Here is a 15,305-nt window from a genome sequence, read left to right as displayed (position 1 = left end):
GCACCGCGCGTCGACGCCGCTATCCGTTCACCCCTTCGAACCGCTCACCGCCATGACCGCCTCCTCTTCCGCCCCGCACGTGCGCGCCATCGTCACCGGACACACACGCGGCCTCGGCGCGTCGCTCGCCGAACAACTGCTGCTGGAAGGCGTCGCCGTGCTCGGCGTGTCGCGCAGCCGTCATCCGTCGCTCGCGTCGCAAGCCGGCGACCGTTTCACCGAAATCGAACTCGACCTGTCGGACACGTCGGCCGTCGCGGCCTGGCTGGCCGGCGACACGCTGCGCCGCTTCGTCGACGGCGCGTCGATCGTGCTGCTGTTCAACAACGCGGGCATCGTCGATCCGATCGGCCCGCTCGCCGCGCAGGATCCGGCGATCGTCGCGCGCGCGGTCGGCGTGAACGTCGCGGCGCCGCTGATGCTGTCGGCCGCGCTCGCGCAGGCGGCATCGGCCACGACCGAATGCCGGATCCTGCACGTGTCGAGCGGCGCGGCGCGCAACGCGTACGCGGGCTGGAGCATCTACTGCGCGACCAAGGCCGCGCTCGATCACCATGCGCGTGCGGTCGCCCTCGACGCGAACCGCGCAGTGCGGATCTGCAGCGTCGCGCCGGGCGTCGTCGATACGGGCATGCAGGCGACGATCCGCTCGACCAGCGAAGACAACTTCCCGATGCGCGAGAAATTCGACCAACTGAAATCGAGCGGCGCGCTCGCGACGCCCGAGGCAGCCGCGCGACAGTTGATCGGCTATGCGCTGAGCGATGCGTTCGGCTCGGTGCCGACCGCCGACGTGCGGGAACTGCCGAGCCACTAAGTTACGCGGCCACGCGGCCCGTCAACGTCCTTCGAGCCGCTTCGTCCAGTCTTCGACCTGCCGCTCCGTCCGGCGCTTGTCGAGCATCTTGCGCCAGCCGGGCGGCAGGTTCGGCACGTCGCACAACGCGTCGAGTGCGGCCATGTCGAGCGTGCCCAGCCACAGGCGCGAGCCGACCGCGTGCTTGTCGATCGCGCTGGCGTGCGGCGTGCCGGCCAGCGGCCGGCTCGTACCGACCCGCACCGCGCCGATGGCGGCCGAGATCGCCGGCCGTGCTGCATCGCTCATGTCGTCACGCCGTCCGGCAGTGCCGCGAGCAGGCGTTCGAGCTCGCGCGTGCGCGCGTCGCCGAGCGGCATCAGCGGCTTCCTCGGTTCGCCCGCATCGAAGCCGCGCAAGCGCAACCCGGCCTTCACGGTCACCGGCAACCCGCCGTTGACGATGAACTGCAGCAGCGGCAACTGCGCATGAAAAACCGCCCTGGCGCGCGCCAGGTCGCCCGCGCGCATCGCGTCGAACAGCGCCAGCGGCAACGCCGCATTCAGGTTCGGCGCGGCCGTGCACCATCCGGCCGCGCCCGCCGCGAGCGCGGCAAGCGCCATCGGATTGCTGCCGTTATAGAACGGGATCGCGCCGTCGCTCAGTTGAGCAAGCCGGTGCATCCGCCCGATGTCGCCCGTACTCTCCTTCACCATTGTCACGTTGTCGACGGTTCGGCAGATCGTCGCGATCAGGTCGGGCGACATGTCGACGCCGCTCGTCGCCGGGTTGTTGTACAGCATGATCGGGATGCCGATGGCAGCACCGATCGCGCGATAGTGCGCAACGATCTCGTCGTTGCCGAGCTTCCAGTACGACACCGGCAGCACCATCACCGCATCGGCGCCGGCCTGTTCGGCGAAGCGCGCGCGGCGCACCGCGCCCGCCGTGGTGAGATCGGAAATGCCGACGACGGTCGGCACGCGCCGGCGCACCGCGCGAATCGACGCGGTGGCGACCGCCTCCCATTCGGCGTCGGACAGGTACGCGCTTTCGCCGGTACTGCCCAACGGCGCGACCGCGTGGACGCCGTCGGCAATCAGGCGGTCGATCAGCGCATCGAGCGCTTTCAGGTCGACATCGCCGTCCGTGGCGAACGGCGTAACCGGGTAGGCAATGATGCCTTTCAACAAGATGGACACGATTTGTATTCCTCAGTGATGGTCTGACACGACGGCGACGAATCGCCCGCTCATGCGACGCAGTCTTGATGCGTGCGCAATGCCCGGCGCGCGTAGTAGTCGAACGTCACCGCATCGCGCTTCGGCTTCGAAATCCAGTCGTGCGCTTCGCGCGCCAGCGCCGGCGGCACCGGCTTGATCTCGCCGGCCGACATCGCGAGCAGTTGCAGCTTCGCAGCCCGCTCGATCAGCAGCGCGAGGATGCAGGCCTCCTCGATCGTCTTGCCGACCACGAGCTGGCCGTGATGCGACAGCAGGATCGCGCGCTTGCTGCCCAGCGCCTTCGAAATGATCTCGCCCTCCTCGTTGCCGACCGGCACGCCGGGCCAGTCTTTCAGGAACGCGCAATCGTCGTACAGCGGGCAGGTATCCATGTGCGACACGACGAGCGGCTGCTCGAGCATCGACAGCGCCGCGACGTGCGCCGGATGCGTATGGATGATGCAGTTGACGTCCGGGCGCTCGCGGTAGATCCACGTATGGAACCGGTTGGCCGGATTCGGGATGCCTGCGCCGTCGACGACGTCGAGATCCTCGTTGACGCGCAGCAGGTTCGCGGCCGAGATCTCGTCGAAGCCGAGCCCGAGCCGCTGCGTGTAGTACGTGCCGGCGTCGCCCGCGCGGCAGGTGATCTGCCCGGCCAGGCCCGAATCGTGACCGGCGTCGAACAAAATCCGGCACGTAAGCGCGAGCTTCTGCTGCGCGGACCAGCCGCTGTCGCCCACCGCGTTCTCCAGCCGCCGCTCCGCCAGCGCGACCAGCGCGTCCTTCGTCAAATTCAGCGTTTCCGCCATGTTTGCCTCCTGAATGGATCGGGTTTGCCGCGCCGTCCGCGGCCGTTTCCCCGGCATTACGTGACACACGATACACCACAGGACACTTTGTGTCATGCGTTACAATCGGTTTTTCGAAGGACACCTGGCGCCCCATGACGATTCGCCTGAAGCTGCTCAGAAAACAGAAGGGCTGGACGCTCGACGTGCTGGCCGACGAGACGGGCCTCACCAAGAGCTACCTGTCGAAAGTCGAGCGCGGCCTGAGCGTGCCGTCGATCGCGGTCGCGCTGAAGCTGTCGAAGGCACTGAATGTCGATGTCGAGCAGTTGTTCTCGGAAAGCCACAACCGCGAGCTGATCACGGTCACGCGCGCCGGCGAGCGCACGGCGATGGGCGCGGCGGCCGACAGCCACGCGCACCGCTTCGAGAGCATCGCGGCCGGCGTCGCGCCGAAGAAGATGCTGCCGTTCATCGTGCATCCGCCGCAAGAATTCGTTGCATCGACGCTCCGCGAGCACGAAGGCGAGGAATTCCTGTTCGTGCACAAGGGGCGCGTCGAAATCGAGTTTCCGAACGAGACGGTGCAACTCAAGGCCGGCGATTCAGTCTATTTCAACGCACTCATCCCGCACCGCACGCGCAGCCTCGGCACCGCGCAGGCGGAGATCCTGGTCGTCGTCAGTCACGACGACTAGCATCGTCACCTCTTCGCGCAAGGATCCCCGATGGTCACGAAGGCCACCGCACCGTTCCAGCAGATCAAGACGCTCGTTCGCCAGAACGTCGAATCGGGCGACTGGCGCCCCGGCGACCGCATTCCGTCCGAGCTCGATCTCGCCGCGCAGTTCGGCGTCGCGCGCATGACGGTCAACCGCGCGCTGCGCGAGCTGACCGAGGAAGGCGTGCTGAAGCGCATCGCGGGCGTCGGCACCTTCGTCGCCGAAGTGAAGCCGCAGTCGAACCTGCTGATGATCGCGCACATCCGCGACGAAATCCGCGCGCGCGGCCACGAATATCGCTGCCGCGTGCTGAGCCGGTCGAGCGAACCCGCGTCGTTCGACGTCGCGGCCGCGTTCGGCCTGCCGGTCAACACGCCGGTCTTTCATGTGGTGTGCGTGCACGAGGAAAACGGCCGCCCGATCCAGCTCGAGGACCGCTACGTGAACCCGGCCGCCGCACCCGGTTTCATCGACCAGGATTTCCAGGTCGAGCCGCCGTCCGAGTACCTGTACAACAATGTGTCGCACTACGAACTGGAAATCGAGCACGTGGTCGATGCGTCGCTGCCGACCGGCGAACAGGCACAGCTGCTCGACATGCGCGCCGACGAGCCGTGCCTCACGCTCACGCGCCGCACCTGGACGAACGGGCTGCCCGTCACGTTCGTGCACTTCCTGCATCCGGGCAACCGCTACCGGCTCGGTTCGCGCTTCAAGCCAGGCGCCGGACGCCACCCGACCTGATCCTTCGTTCATGCACACAAGCGCGGCGGCCGTTTCGTCAGGAAACGGCCGCCGCGTCCGTCATCCACGCCCAGCAACGTCAGATCGCGCCTGCCTGCCCCGCGCCACGCGACCACACGACCGGAAACAGCGGGTGATCGAGCGGCGCGCCGTCGGGCAGCTGCTCCGCGAGCCCGGGGAAATCGGGCGACGTCTTCCAGCGGCGCGGCGCGTGACGGATATCGTCGCCGACGAAGCGGATCGAGAACGCGCGGCGGCGGTTCTGCGTACCGCCCGACGCATGCAGCGTGAGCATCCGGAAGCACACCATGTCGCCGGGCTCCAGCGCCCAGTGGCGGATCGGAAACGCCGCACGGTCGCCTTCGATGTCGGGCAAGTCGGCCAGGCTGCCTTCCGGGAACCACTTCGCTTCCTTGTCCATGAACGTGCGCGGCATCAGCCACGGCCCGAGATGCGAGCCTGCGACGAATTCCAGCGTCGATTCGAGCGGCACCGGATCGACCGGAATCCACATGCTGACGTTGTCGTCGCCTTCGATGTTGTAGTACGGCTGGTCCTGGTGCCACGGCGTGCGCTGCCGCGTGCCGGGTTCCTTCACGAGCAGGTGGTCGTGATGCAGCCGCACGTTGTCGGTGCCCATCAGCGCGGCGGCCACTGACGGCGCCGGCGAGCGCACGATGAAGTCGCGATATGCGTCGTTGTGCTGCCAGTTGCAGAAATCCTCGAAGAACCAGCCCGGATCGTCAGGCCGGCTCGCGACTTTCGCGCGCTCGCTCGGCTGTGCGAGATTCGTGTCGATGCCGGCGCGCAGCGCGGCGACTTCGTCGGGCGAGAAGATGCCCTTGATGCAGACCGCCCCTTCCTCGCGGAACGCGGCGATCAGTTCGGGCGTCACGGCTTGCGCGACGCGGTCCTGGATGCTCGTCATGGTGTGCCTGTCGATTGAATGAATCACGGAATCACGGTGCCGAAGTCAGCTGCTGCTTCACACCGTAGATGTCGAAGTCGAAGTATTTCGCGGCGATCTTCTGGTACGTGCCGTTCGCGCGGATCGCGACGATCGCGTCGTTCAGCCGCTTCTTCATCGCGTCGTCGCCCTTGCGCACGCCCATCGCGACGCCGTAGCCGGTGATCCGCACGTCGGTCACGTCGGGGCCCGCGAACGCGTAGCCCTTGCCGCGCGGCGTCTTCAGGAACGAGTAGCCGGCCTGCGTCTTGTCCTGGAAGGTCGCGTCGAGGCGGCCGTTGACGAGATCCTGGTACACCTGGTCCTGATTCTGGTACGAGACGATCGTCACGCCCTTGGTCGCCCATTCGGCCTTCGCGTACGTCTCCTGCGTCGTGCCCTGGTCGATCCCGATGCGCTTGCCCGCGAGCGACGCGGCGGTCGGCAGCAGCTTCGAGCCGACCGGCGCGACGAGCGCGCCCGGCGACGCATACAGCTTGTTCGAGAAGTCGATCTGCTTGAGCCGCTCGTCGGTGGCCGTCATCGCGGACATGATCACGTCGAACTTGCGCGCGCGCAGCGCCGGAATCATCCCGTCGAAGCCCTGCTCGACCCACACGCACTTCGCATGCAGTTGCTCGCAGATCGCATTGCGCAGGTCGATGTCGAAGCCGGCGAGCGAGCCGTCGGCCTGCTTCGCCTCGAACGGCGGATACGTGGGGTCGATGCCCCAGCGGATCGTCGACGTGTCCTGTGCGAACGACACGAGCGGCGCGAACGCCAGCGCGGTAACGAGGAGCTTTGCAGTGCGGTTCATGGCGTGTCCTAGAAAGTCTCGACGCGGCGGGCAAGCGCCGGCGTCCGGTGGGAGCGTTGCGCCGGAACGCCCGGCGCGGTGCGCGAAAGACAGGGACTTCGATGAAACTGTGACGCAGTCTAGACCGCTCAATTTTTGAGCGCAAGCGGGGGAAACGGGGGCGGGGTGGAGGGAGGATTGAATCGGGAAGGAAGAAGGCGACGGGCTTGAAACATGACTGCCACGCGTGGCTTTCATCACATTCCGAGGTGTTTACCCTGCACGATGCACCCCCGCCACAGCGCGTGTTTTTCCGGATATCTGTGGGATGACGATGTCTATACCGATGATCTCGGCACGGCCTCGACCAAGCTTGTCCGGCGTTGTGGGCGATGCGCCCTATACCACGATGGAATTCTCCGAGAACGAAAACCATCCAAGGATGTAAGATATAACTTACATTCGAGATCGCTGTACCCACGTCGGGAGGTCGCCATGCAGCTCTATGAAATTGGTCAGGCTGTTGCGAAACGGCGGGCAGAACTCGACCTCACACAGGCTCAACTTGCAAAGCTCGCCGGCTTGTCTCGCCTCACCGTGAACCAGCTCGAATCGGGCAAGGTCAAGGATCTCGGCGTCAACAAGCTGATTCCGCTGCTCAGCGTGCTCGGCATCGAACTCCTGGCGCTACCGCGGCAGCCGCAGAACGGTCTCTACAAGGCCGTTGTGAGCTCAAACGTCAGTTACAAGGGTGAATTGACCGAACGGCTGCTGGCCGACGCGTTGGCTACCGGACGGATTCCGACGGGATATGAATCGCAGTTTTCCGTCATCCTCGACGAAGTGCCGCTGCCGGTGGTGGTGAAAGCCGCCGAGGAAGCCGCCGAGCGCTCAGGCACGCCCCTTCGGACCATCTGGAAAAACCTCGCCGCATGGTCGAAGGATCTTCATCTGTACCGGGAGGTATGGGCATGACGACACTATCCACCTTGCCCGACGGCCCATGGCAAGGTCTTTTCCGTCACGCGCTGGCGCTGGTCGAAGAGATACGGAAGCACGGCACGTCAAATCCGTTCTGGACGTTTGGCGGTGGCACGGTCCTGATGCTTCGTCACGGCCATCGTGTCAGCAAGGATGTCGACATCTTCGTACCCGATCCACAGTATCTCGGATACGTGAATCCACGCATCAGCGACGCTGCAGCCGACATCGCGACGAACTACGAGGAACACGCCGGGTTCGTGAAGCTCGTGCTGCCCGACGGCGAAATCGACTTCGTGGTCTCCCGGAATCTGACGTCTCCCGGCTATGACGAATGGATGCTGATGGATCACGTCGTCAAGGTCGAGACTTCCGCGGAGATCGTCGCCAAGAAAATGTGGCACCGTGGCGATCGACCAACCGCGCGGGACCTGTTCGATCTGTGCCTGGTCATCGAGCGTGAACCGGAGAGCCTGATCGCAGCCGGTGCATTCCTTGTCCGGCATCGCGATACGTTTCTGCGCCTGCTCAAGGAGCATCGTGCGTTCGTACAGCCACGCTTCGACGACATCCGGACACTCGGCTACACGCCGTCGTTCGACTATTGCGTCGAACTGGCCGAAGCATTCCTGCGGAAACTTCCCGGTGGCACGCCCGAACCAAAATCGCGCCGTAGGTGACCCCTACCGCGCCCCCGCCGTCACCAACACCCGCTCGATCGCCCCATACCCGCGCCGCCGCGCATGCTGCAGCGGCGTCTCGCCGTTGGAATCGGCCAGATCGACGTTCGCGCGCCCGTCCACGAGCAGTTGCACGATCCGCACATACCGCTCGCTGCCGTCGCCGAGCATGATCGCCTCCAGCAGCGCGCTCCAGCCGAGCCGGTTCACATGGTCGACGTTCACGCCCGCATCGATCAGCGTGCGCACCGTATCGACATGGCCGCGCTCCGCCGCCGGAATCAGCGCGGTGCCGCGATAGCGGTTCGTGCTGCGCAAATCGGCGCCATGCGCGAGCGTCATTCTCAGGATGTCGAGATGGCCGCGCGCACCGGCATACAGGTACGGGCTGTCCTGGATCGCATCCTTCGCGTTGACGTCCGCGCCCGCATCGACCAGCACGCGCGCCGCATCGACGTGATTGCCGTGCGTCGCGATCAGCAGCGCCGTGCGGCCCTGCCCGTCGCGTGAATCGATCTGCGCGCCGCGCTCCAGCAGCGTGCGCACGTCACCCGCATCGCCGCGATCGGCCGCGCTGCGCAGCCGGCCCTCCAGCGCGCCGCCGTCCGCGGCGGCCACCGCCGACGTGAGCGTGGTCAACGCGAACGAGCCGACGATCGCGAGCCGTTTGAAAAACATCCCGTTTCCTCCTAGCGTGCCGCGCACGCCGATGCGCGGCCGATGCCATGCGTCAGGCGCCCCGGTGGCGCCGCGCGACGCCGCACCAAGTCCGGCGAAACCGCGATTGCCCGCGGCGTCCAGCCATGTTAAAAGTCGTCGCACGCATTTGGAAATGAAATGTTCGAATCCACAGAAGTGCAGAAATGAATAGACCCCTGTTCGACCTCGACCTGCTGCGCGCGCTCGTGATGGTCGCCGACTGCGGCAGCTTCACGACGGCGTCCGCGCGCCTGCATTCGACGCAGTCGACGGTCAGCCAGAAGGTGCGCCGGCTCGAGGAAATCGCCGGGCACCGCCTGCTCGACCGCGGCACGCGCGACGTGCGGCCGACCGATGCGGGCGTGACGGTGCTCAGCTACGCGCGGCGCATGATCGCGCTGAACGACGAAATGCTGGAGGCGCTGTCGGGCACCACGGTCGCGCTGACGATCCGGCTCGGCGTGCCCGACGATTTCGCGGCAGGCCGCACGACGCATGCGCTCGCCGCGTTCAACCGCGAGCATCCGCAGGTCAAGCTCGAAGTGATGTGCGGGCTGAGCCGCGACATCAGCGCGGCATACGACCGGGGTGAACTCGACCTCGTGCTGATCAAGCAGCGGCGCGACAGCCGCGAGGCCGTCGTGCGCTGGCCCGAGAAGCTGCGCTGGATCGACAGCGCGAAGCATCCGTCGATCGATCTCGACCCGGTGCCGATCGTCGTGTTCCCGCCGCGCGGGCTCTATCGCGACGACATGATCAAGGCGATCGAGGAGCGCGGCCGCCGTTGGCGGATCAGCTTCACGACGTCGAGCCTGAGCGGCATCCAGGCCGCCGTCGCGGACGGGCTCGGCATCAGCGTGCTGCCGGCGCGCGTGGTGACGGACGAGCACGTCGTGCTGACCGCGAAGCAGGGTTTCGCACCGATCGAGCACATGGACATCGCGATCCTGCATCGGCCCACGGCCGACCCGATGGTCAGCGAACTGACGAAGTCGCTCGCGACGATGCTGGAACTCGAGGAGTAGCAAGAAAGCCGGATGCGGCGGCAATGTGAAGGACGCCGCCGCCGCGCCGGCACGGCCTATGCAATGAGATCCCGGGGCGCGTCGACACGCCCGGGCCCGTCAGAACATCGTGTTCCCGTTCGCGGCCTGCTCGGGTACGGGTTGATTGACGTCCCAGTGCTCGACGATCTTGCCGTTCTCGAGCCGGAAGATGTCCATGATCGCGCTGCCGCGCGTGCCCGGTTCGCGCACCGCGTGCACGTGCAGGATCACGTAGTCGCCATCGACGAACGAGCGCTTGATCTCGCTGTGCGACTGCGGATATTTGTCGCGCAGGAATGCGACGAACTTGCGGAAACCGTCGCGGCCGTCAGCCGCGTTCGGGTTGTGCTGCACGTACCGATCGCCGACGTACGCGAGCGCGGCGTCCGCATCTTTCTCGTTCAGGCCTTTTTCGTAGAACGCGAGCACCGTCCGCCGGTTGGCTTCCTGCTGCGCGTCGGTCGGGCCGGCCGCCGCCGCATGCGCGGCCGTCACGGCGAACAGGGCCGCCGCCATCCATCGTGCGGCCCGTGCCGCTGTCGTGCGTCTCATCGTCGTCTCCCGGGAGATCCGGCTAAAAACCGGATCATACCGGGGCGACGCCGCGCCGAGGCGTCACTCAGACCAGCGCGCCGTTGCGCGCAACGATCTTCCCTGACGACACGACGAGCCGACGCACCGGCCGCGCGACGACGGCCTCGGCGAACGTCAGCGCGTTGACCAGCACGACGTCCGCGCGGCTGCCCGGCTGCAGCCCGTAACCGTCGAAGCCGCAACCGCGCGCCGCGCTGTGCGTCACGCAGTCGAGCGCGACTTCGAGCGCATCGTCGCGGCGGAAATCGTTGCGCATGCCGATCAGCATCGCGCGTTCGAGCATGTCGGGCGACCCGTACGGCGTCCACGTATCGCGCACGCCGTCGTTGCCGCCGATGACCGTCACGCCCGCCGCGCGGCACGCGGCCACCGGCGGCACGGGCACCGCCGCGGGCGCGGTCGTGATGAGCCCGACGCCGAGCTCGGCCATCCGCGCCAGCAGCGCATCGCGCTCGCGTTCGGCGATATCGCCGAGACAGAACCCGTGGCTGATCGTCACCTTGCCCTGCATGCCGTGCGCGGCCGTGCGCTGCAGGATCAGGTCGAGCGAGTACGCGCCCATCGATCCGCGCTCATGCAGATGGAGGTCGAGCCCGCGGCCGTGGCGTTCTGCGATCGCGAACAGCACGTCCACCGCCTCGACCGGATCGCCCTCGATCGCGCACGGGTCGAGCCCGCCGAGCAGATCAGCACCGGCGGCAAGGGCTTCGGACAGCAGCGCATCGGTGCCCGGCCGCTTGAGCACGCCGGATTGCGGAAACGCGACGATCTGGATCTCGACCTGCCCGCGCAGCGTCTCGCGCGTCGCAAGCACACCGTGCAGATGCCGCAACCCGGCTTCGGTATCGATATCGACGTGGGTACGGATGCGCGTCGTGCCGGCCGCGAGAAACGCGCGCGCCAGCGCGAGCGACGCGACGCCCGCGTCATGGCCGCTCGTCGCGCGATAGTGGCGTTCGTTCTCGATCCGATCGACGAGACGCGGCCCGACCTGGTTGCGGTACCACGGCATCCCCCAGTGCGTCTTGTCGAGGTGCGTGTGGCCTTCGACGAGGCCCGGCAGCGCAAGCGCGCCCGCGCCGTCCTCGATCGCGCAGCCGGCAGGCGCGTCGAGCGACGGGCCGATACGCGCGATGCGGTCGCCTTCGATCAGGATGTCGAGCGCGGCGTCGGCGCTCGGGCGGACGTTGCGGATCAGCAGGTTCGTCATGTCGGTTCCGGTGTGGTCGGTCAGTGCAATCAGTGCAGTCAATGCGAACGGGGCACGGCGCGGGCCGTGCCGCCGCTCAGGTCGGTCAGCGCGTGAAGCGCAGCGCGGGGGCGAACGGTGCGCCCGTGTCGCTTTCGCCACGGCGGAACACCCAGCGCTCGGCCGGCACGCCCGCGACGGCCGCCGCCGCGTTCGGCGCACGCACCGCGACGAACGTCGCATCGCAGCCGACCGCGATTCCATAGTTATCCTTGCCGATCACGCGCGCGCCGGCGTGCGTCGCCATGTCGAGCGCGATGCCGAGCGCTGCGTCGGTGTAGAAGCCCGACCGATAGCCGACCATCATCGCGCGCTGCAGCATGTCGCCGTTGCCGTACGGCCACCATGCGTCACGGATGTTGTCGTTGCCTGCGAACACGTGCACGCCTGCATCGCGCAGCGCCTGCACCGGCGGAAACGCGCAATCGCCCGGCGCGTTCGTCAGGATCGACACGCCGGCTTCGGCCAGCGCCGTCGCGGTGCGCTGCACGTCGTCATCGCTCACCTGGCCAAGCGCATACGCGTGGCTCACGTTCACGCGGCCGCGGAGCCCCGCCGCGCGCGTGCGCGCCGCGATCCGCAGCAGCTGCGCGATACCCGTTTCGCCCGGCTCGTGCAGGTGGATGTCGATCTTCGCGCCGCGCTTCTCCGCGATGCCGAACACGATGTCGAGCTGGCCGTCCGCATCGCCATCGAGCGTCGTCGGGTCGATCCCGCCGACCACGTCCGCGCCTTCGCGCACGGCTGCGTCGAGGATCTCGGCGGTGCCCGGGCACGTGACGACGCCGGCCTGCGGAAACGCGACGAGTTCGATATCGACGATCCCGCGCCATTGCTCGCGCGCGGCCATCACGGCCTGCAGGTTCGACAGGCCCGTCGTCGCATCGACGTCGACGTGGCTGCGCATCGCGACCGTGCCGAATGCGGCGGCCTGCGCGATCAGCGCATTCGCACGCTCGACGATCGGCGGCGCCGCCGCGAGCTGGCGCTTTTCGACCGCGAGCCGCTCGCGCAGCGAGCCGACGGATTCGTGCGGCACCCAGCGATCGCCGACGAAGCTCTTGTCGAGGTGGATGTGGCCGTCGACGAAGCCGGGCAGCACGACGCGGCCATCGAGGTCGATCGTTTCCGCGCCGGGCGCGGCGGTGCAATCGGCGCCGATCGCGGTAAAGCGGCCGTCACGGACGACGAGGTTGATGGGCTGGCCGCCGGTGTCGACGGCGTTGATGAAGAGACGTTCGGTCATGGCTCGGAATGTGGGGCGGTCGCGGCGCGACGCCGGCGCGGACAGGGGAAGGCACCGCAGCCGGCACGGCGCGACCGTTGGCAGGGAATCCGGCCACGATATCGGACGCCACCGCCCGAGGCCAATTAAATGTCGCGATGCCGCGCATTCGATTTCGCGATGCGCGGCGCGCGCGGCCGCCGGCCCCGGCACGGCGATGGGGCGGGATCGCGGTGAAAGCGACCCAAAAACCGCTGGCCGCGCAGTGTCGGCATCACCGGAAAGCGGGTGTCCGGAGGCCGTCTCGCACCCTCGCCGGCCGTCGTTTCAGCGCGCCGCCCGGGCGGCGATTTACGCGGCAACAGACTTTACACGTTGTTACCCGGCCGCACCGGACGCGCCTCCGGCCATTCCTTATACTCACGCCGAGTTCGCCACCCGTCCCGGAATTCGTCGGCGAACCCGTTGCCGATGCAGGAAACATCATGATGCGCATGCCTTCCACGAAGACCGTTCTGTTCGCCTCGCTCGTCGCCGTCGCGGCGCTTCCGCTGACCGCCTGCGTCGCGCCCGGTTACTACGGCGCGCAGCCGGGGTATCCGCAGCAGCAATACGCGACGCCCGCGTATTCGCAGCCGGGCTACGTGCAGCAGCAACAGCCGTATCCGAACCAGGCGCCGCAGCCGTACGATCAGTACGGCAACCAGCAGCAATACGGGTCGCAGCCGTATGACCAGTACGGCAATCAGCAGCAGTACGGCAACGGCTACGGCACGCAGTACGGCACGGTCTCGAACATCCAGCCGGTCAACGGTTCGGTCGGCCCGTCGGGCGTTGCCGGCACCGTCGTCGGTGCGCTGGTCGGCGGCCTGGTGGGCAACCAGTTCGGCCGCGGCCACGGCCGCGATGCGGCGACCGTGATCGGTGCGCTCGGCGGTGCGGTGGCCGGCAACCAGATCGGCCAGCAAATGGGTGCCGCGCAAGGCCCGAGCAGCTACCGGATCGACGTGCAGGTCAGCGACGGCACGATGCGCTCGTTCGACGTGCAGTCGCCGGGCAACCTGCGGCCGGGCGATCGCGTGCAGATCAACGGCAATCAGCTCGCCCGGTATTGATTCCGATCCGGAGCGCCTGACCTGATCGGGCGCATCGTTGCGCGGTTGACGCCGGGCGCGGGTCCGGCGCGACCGCGCGCCTGCTTCACGCCATCCTTATCGTTCGTGGTGGCGCGGCGCGCATGACGCGCCGCCGGTACGGCCACGACACCTCGCCCCCGCCTTCAGCGCGCCCCCGTCGCACGACCGCTCCCCCCACACCAACACACCTGGCCGTCACACGCGCTCGACGCCAAGCCCGACACGCGTCGACCGTGCAGCCGCCTGCAGGTGCCGTGAACGCCGGTAGATGATCGCCATCAGCGCCATCACCGCCGCGCCGGCATACAGCGACCCACGTGTGGTCGGATCGACGCCGAGCATCACGAACACGAACGCGACGAACACGAGACAGATCCACGACGTGACCGACGCATACGGCATGCGGAACGCCACCGTCTCGCCGCGTGCGGCCAGCGCGCGCCGGAACCGCATGTGCGTCAGCACGATCATCGCCCAGATCACGGCCACGTCGAACGACAGGAACGACATCAGCCAGCCGAACACGCGCGCCGGAATCACGTAGTTCAGCACCACGCCGACCGACATGAACAGCACGGTCGCCCGCACCGCGCGCGACGGCGACCCGCTCGCGCTCAGCGCCGCGAACGACGCGGGCGCGAGGCCGTTGCCGGCCATGCTCGACAGCATCCGCGCGCCGCTGAACACGATGCAGTTGAAGCTCGACAGCGCAGCCGTCACGACCACGAAGTTGACGATGCCGGCCGCCTGCCGCAGCCCGAGCGATTCGAACGTCGTCACGAACGGGCTGCCATGCTCGCCGAGCTCGTGCCACGGATACAGCGCCATGATGATGAACAGCGCGCCGACGTAGAAGATCAGGATGCGCCACAGCACCGAGTTGATCGCGCGCGGGATCATCTTCTGCGGCTCGCGCGCCTCGCCGGCCGTGAGGCCGATCATCTCGACGCCCGCGAACGAATACGCGACGATCGGCAGCGCGCTCACGACCCCGAGCACGCCGTGCGGGAACACGCCGCCGTGACGCCACAGATTCGACAGGCCGACGGGCACGCCACCGTGGCCGATCCCCGTGAACACGATCAGCGCGCCGCCCGCGATCATCAGCACGATCGTCACGACCTTCACGATCGCGAACCAGAACTCCAGCTCGCCGTACACCTTCACGTTGAGCAGGTTGAATGCCGAGATCGCGGCGATCGCCGACACGACCCACAGCCACTGCGGCACGTCCGGAAACCAGAAGCCCATGTAGATGCCGATGGCGGTCGTCTCCGCGACGCCGACGCCGACCATCAGCAGCCAGTAGCTCCAGCCGACCACGTAGCCGGCGAACGGCCCGACGTATTCGAACGCATACGCACCGAACGAGCCGGACACCGGCCGGTGTACGGCCATCTCGCCGAGCGCGCGCATGATCAGGAAGATCATCGCGCCGCCGATCAGGTAGGCGACGAGCGCGCCGGGCCCGGCCGCCTTGATCGCAGACGCCGAGCCGAGGAACAGGCCGACGCCGATGGCCATGCCGAGGGCCATGAACGAAATCTGGCGCGCGCCGAGTTCGCGCCGCATCGTGTGCTGTTGCATGTTGTCTCCAGTCGTTGATCGTCGCGGCAAGCCGGATCGGCCAGCCGCTGGACGGAGCGATCGGCGTCGTGCGCCGGCCGCCCTGCTGCA

General features: G+C 67.4%; 17 protein-coding genes. 7 read left to right on the top strand and 10 right to left on the bottom strand.

Going from position 1 to position 15,305, the window contains the following annotated elements:
- Positions 1-52: 52 nt before the first annotated feature.
- Positions 53-817 (top strand): SDR family oxidoreductase, encoded by a 765-nt coding sequence (locus tag BDO18943_RS20385; protein ID WP_175023773.1) that lies wholly within the window; start codon positions 53-55, stop codon positions 815-817.
- Between the two features lie 21 nt (positions 818-838).
- Here BDO18943_RS20385 and BDO18943_RS20380 read toward each other — a convergent pair whose 3' ends face one another.
- Genes BDO18943_RS20380 through BDO18943_RS20370 form a run of 3 tightly spaced genes read right to left on the bottom strand, consistent with a single transcriptional unit; the run spans position 839 to position 2,831 of the window.
- Positions 839-1,105: a hypothetical protein gene (locus tag BDO18943_RS20380; RefSeq protein WP_175023772.1), complete on the bottom strand. Its 267-nt coding sequence runs from the start codon at positions 1,103-1,105 to the stop codon at positions 839-841.
- A complete protein-coding gene (locus BDO18943_RS20375; RefSeq protein ID WP_175023771.1) occupies positions 1,102-1,998 on the bottom strand; it encodes a dihydrodipicolinate synthase family protein in 897 nt (298 codons plus the stop codon). Before BDO18943_RS20375 ends, BDO18943_RS20380 begins: the two co-directional genes overlap by 4 nt.
- Before the next feature lie 50 nt (positions 1,999-2,048).
- The gene (locus tag BDO18943_RS20370) at positions 2,049-2,831 is read right to left on the bottom strand and encodes an aldolase (protein WP_175023770.1); all 783 of its coding nucleotides are present in this window, start codon (positions 2,829-2,831) and stop codon (positions 2,049-2,051) included.
- Between the two features lie 134 nt (positions 2,832-2,965).
- Between BDO18943_RS20370 and BDO18943_RS20365 the strand changes: the two genes are divergently transcribed.
- Both BDO18943_RS20365 and hutC read left to right on the top strand, forming a co-directional pair.
- The gene (locus tag BDO18943_RS20365; RefSeq protein WP_175023769.1) at positions 2,966-3,508 is read left to right on the top strand and encodes a helix-turn-helix domain-containing protein; all 543 of its coding nucleotides are present in this window, start codon (positions 2,966-2,968) and stop codon (positions 3,506-3,508) included.
- Between the two features lie 30 nt (positions 3,509-3,538).
- A complete protein-coding gene (gene hutC / locus BDO18943_RS20360; protein WP_122948313.1) occupies positions 3,539-4,276 on the top strand; it encodes a histidine utilization repressor in 738 nt (245 codons plus the stop codon).
- A 79-nt stretch (positions 4,277-4,355) separates the two neighbouring features.
- Here the strand turns inward: hutC and BDO18943_RS20355 are convergent, their stop codons facing one another.
- Together BDO18943_RS20355 and BDO18943_RS20350 are read right to left on the bottom strand one after the other, a co-directional pair.
- The gene (locus BDO18943_RS20355; protein WP_011353689.1) at positions 4,356-5,204 is read right to left on the bottom strand and encodes a phytanoyl-CoA dioxygenase family protein; all 849 of its coding nucleotides are present in this window, start codon (positions 5,202-5,204) and stop codon (positions 4,356-4,358) included.
- 31 nt (positions 5,205-5,235) lie between these two features.
- Complete coding sequence (locus BDO18943_RS20350) at positions 5,236-6,039, bottom strand: ABC transporter substrate-binding protein (RefSeq protein ID WP_175023768.1); 804 nt, start codon at positions 6,037-6,039, stop codon at positions 5,236-5,238.
- 474 nt (positions 6,040-6,513) lie between these two features.
- Between BDO18943_RS20350 and BDO18943_RS20345 the strand changes: the two genes are divergently transcribed.
- Positions 6,514-6,993, top strand: a complete 480-nt coding sequence (locus BDO18943_RS20345) for a helix-turn-helix domain-containing protein (RefSeq protein WP_039340418.1) — start codon at positions 6,514-6,516, stop codon at positions 6,991-6,993.
- Positions 6,990-7,679 carry a nucleotidyl transferase AbiEii/AbiGii toxin family protein gene (locus tag BDO18943_RS20340; RefSeq protein WP_175023767.1) on the top strand — a complete coding sequence of 230 codons (690 nt, stop codon included), beginning with the start codon at positions 6,990-6,992 and terminating at the stop codon, positions 7,677-7,679. The genes BDO18943_RS20345 and BDO18943_RS20340 overlap by 4 nt, the downstream gene beginning before the upstream one ends.
- A gap of 3 nt (positions 7,680-7,682) precedes the next feature.
- On the opposite strand, the gene BDO18943_RS20335 is transcribed toward BDO18943_RS20340, so the two are convergent.
- Positions 7,683-8,357, bottom strand: coding sequence for an ankyrin repeat domain-containing protein (locus BDO18943_RS20335; protein ID WP_175023766.1), 675 nt, complete (start codon positions 8,355-8,357; stop codon positions 7,683-7,685).
- Between the two features lie 185 nt (positions 8,358-8,542).
- Here BDO18943_RS20335 and BDO18943_RS20330 point away from each other — a divergent pair, with 185 nt between their 5' ends.
- A complete protein-coding gene (locus BDO18943_RS20330) occupies positions 8,543-9,403 on the top strand; it encodes a LysR family transcriptional regulator (protein WP_043186408.1) in 861 nt (286 codons plus the stop codon).
- A gap of 99 nt (positions 9,404-9,502) precedes the next feature.
- Here BDO18943_RS20330 and BDO18943_RS20325 read toward each other — a convergent pair whose 3' ends face one another.
- The 3 genes from BDO18943_RS20325 to BDO18943_RS20315 all read right to left on the bottom strand — a co-directional run bounded on the left by BDO18943_RS20325 (position 9,503) and on the right by BDO18943_RS20315 (position 12,513).
- On the bottom strand, positions 9,503-9,976 hold the full coding sequence (locus BDO18943_RS20325; RefSeq protein ID WP_175023765.1) for a nuclear transport factor 2 family protein: 474 nt from the start codon (positions 9,974-9,976) through the stop codon (positions 9,503-9,505).
- Positions 9,977-10,043: 67 nt separating this feature from the next.
- Positions 10,044-11,228, bottom strand: coding sequence for an amidohydrolase family protein (locus BDO18943_RS20320; protein ID WP_175023764.1), 1,185 nt, complete (start codon positions 11,226-11,228; stop codon positions 10,044-10,046).
- Between the two features lie 85 nt (positions 11,229-11,313).
- Positions 11,314-12,513: an amidohydrolase family protein gene (locus BDO18943_RS20315; protein WP_175023763.1), complete on the bottom strand. Its 1,200-nt coding sequence runs from the start codon at positions 12,511-12,513 to the stop codon at positions 11,314-11,316.
- Positions 12,514-12,977: 464 nt separating this feature from the next.
- On the opposite strand from BDO18943_RS20315, the gene BDO18943_RS20310 reads away from it, so the two are divergent.
- Positions 12,978-13,607 (top strand): outer membrane lipoprotein, encoded by a 630-nt coding sequence (locus BDO18943_RS20310; RefSeq protein ID WP_175023762.1) that lies wholly within the window; start codon positions 12,978-12,980, stop codon positions 13,605-13,607.
- A gap of 216 nt (positions 13,608-13,823) precedes the next feature.
- Here the strand turns inward: BDO18943_RS20310 and BDO18943_RS20305 are convergent, their stop codons facing one another.
- Positions 13,824-15,215, bottom strand: coding sequence for an amino acid permease (locus BDO18943_RS20305; protein ID WP_011353680.1), 1,392 nt, complete (start codon positions 15,213-15,215; stop codon positions 13,824-13,826).
- Positions 15,216-15,305: the final 90 nt, after the last annotated feature.

It is taken from the genome of Burkholderia aenigmatica, from assembly GCF_902499175.1.
GTDB lineage: Bacteria > Pseudomonadota > Gammaproteobacteria > Burkholderiales > Burkholderiaceae > Burkholderia > Burkholderia aenigmatica.
The sequence above is the reverse complement of the archived record's forward strand: the minus strand, read 5'-3'. Positions and strand labels throughout refer to the sequence as shown.

What these genes read in the sequence shown, in the direction of transcription:
- BDO18943_RS20385 (WP_175023773.1), top strand. Translation starts at nt 53, where the DNA reads ATGACCGCCTCCTCTTCCGCCCCGCACGTGCGCGCCATCGTCACCGGA.
- BDO18943_RS20380 (WP_175023772.1), bottom strand. Translation starts at nt 1,105, where the DNA reads ATGAGCGATGCAGCACGGCCGGCGATCTCGGCCGCCATCGGCGCGGTG.
- BDO18943_RS20370 (WP_175023770.1), bottom strand. Translation starts at nt 2,831, where the DNA reads ATGGCGGAAACGCTGAATTTGACGAAGGACGCGCTGGTCGCGCTGGCG.
- BDO18943_RS20365 (WP_175023769.1), top strand. Translation starts at nt 2,966, where the DNA reads ATGACGATTCGCCTGAAGCTGCTCAGAAAACAGAAGGGCTGGACGCTC.
- hutC (WP_122948313.1), top strand. Translation starts at nt 3,539, where the DNA reads ATGGTCACGAAGGCCACCGCACCGTTCCAGCAGATCAAGACGCTCGTT.
- BDO18943_RS20355 (WP_011353689.1), bottom strand. Translation starts at nt 5,204, where the DNA reads ATGACGAGCATCCAGGACCGCGTCGCGCAAGCCGTGACGCCCGAACTG.
- BDO18943_RS20350 (WP_175023768.1), bottom strand. Translation starts at nt 6,039, where the DNA reads ATGAACCGCACTGCAAAGCTCCTCGTTACCGCGCTGGCGTTCGCGCCG.
- BDO18943_RS20345 (WP_039340418.1), top strand. Translation starts at nt 6,514, where the DNA reads ATGCAGCTCTATGAAATTGGTCAGGCTGTTGCGAAACGGCGGGCAGAA.
- BDO18943_RS20340 (WP_175023767.1), top strand. Translation starts at nt 6,990, where the DNA reads ATGACGACACTATCCACCTTGCCCGACGGCCCATGGCAAGGTCTTTTC.
- BDO18943_RS20335 (WP_175023766.1), bottom strand. Translation starts at nt 8,357, where the DNA reads ATGTTTTTCAAACGGCTCGCGATCGTCGGCTCGTTCGCGTTGACCACG.
- BDO18943_RS20330 (WP_043186408.1), top strand. Translation starts at nt 8,543, where the DNA reads ATGAATAGACCCCTGTTCGACCTCGACCTGCTGCGCGCGCTCGTGATG.
- BDO18943_RS20325 (WP_175023765.1), bottom strand. Translation starts at nt 9,976, where the DNA reads ATGAGACGCACGACAGCGGCACGGGCCGCACGATGGATGGCGGCGGCC.
- BDO18943_RS20320 (WP_175023764.1), bottom strand. Translation starts at nt 11,228, where the DNA reads ATGACGAACCTGCTGATCCGCAACGTCCGCCCGAGCGCCGACGCCGCG.
- BDO18943_RS20315 (WP_175023763.1), bottom strand. Translation starts at nt 12,513, where the DNA reads ATGACCGAACGTCTCTTCATCAACGCCGTCGACACCGGCGGCCAGCCC.
- BDO18943_RS20310 (WP_175023762.1), top strand. Translation starts at nt 12,978, where the DNA reads ATGATGCGCATGCCTTCCACGAAGACCGTTCTGTTCGCCTCGCTCGTC.
- BDO18943_RS20305 (WP_011353680.1), bottom strand. Translation starts at nt 15,215, where the DNA reads ATGCAACAGCACACGATGCGGCGCGAACTCGGCGCGCGCCAGATTTCG.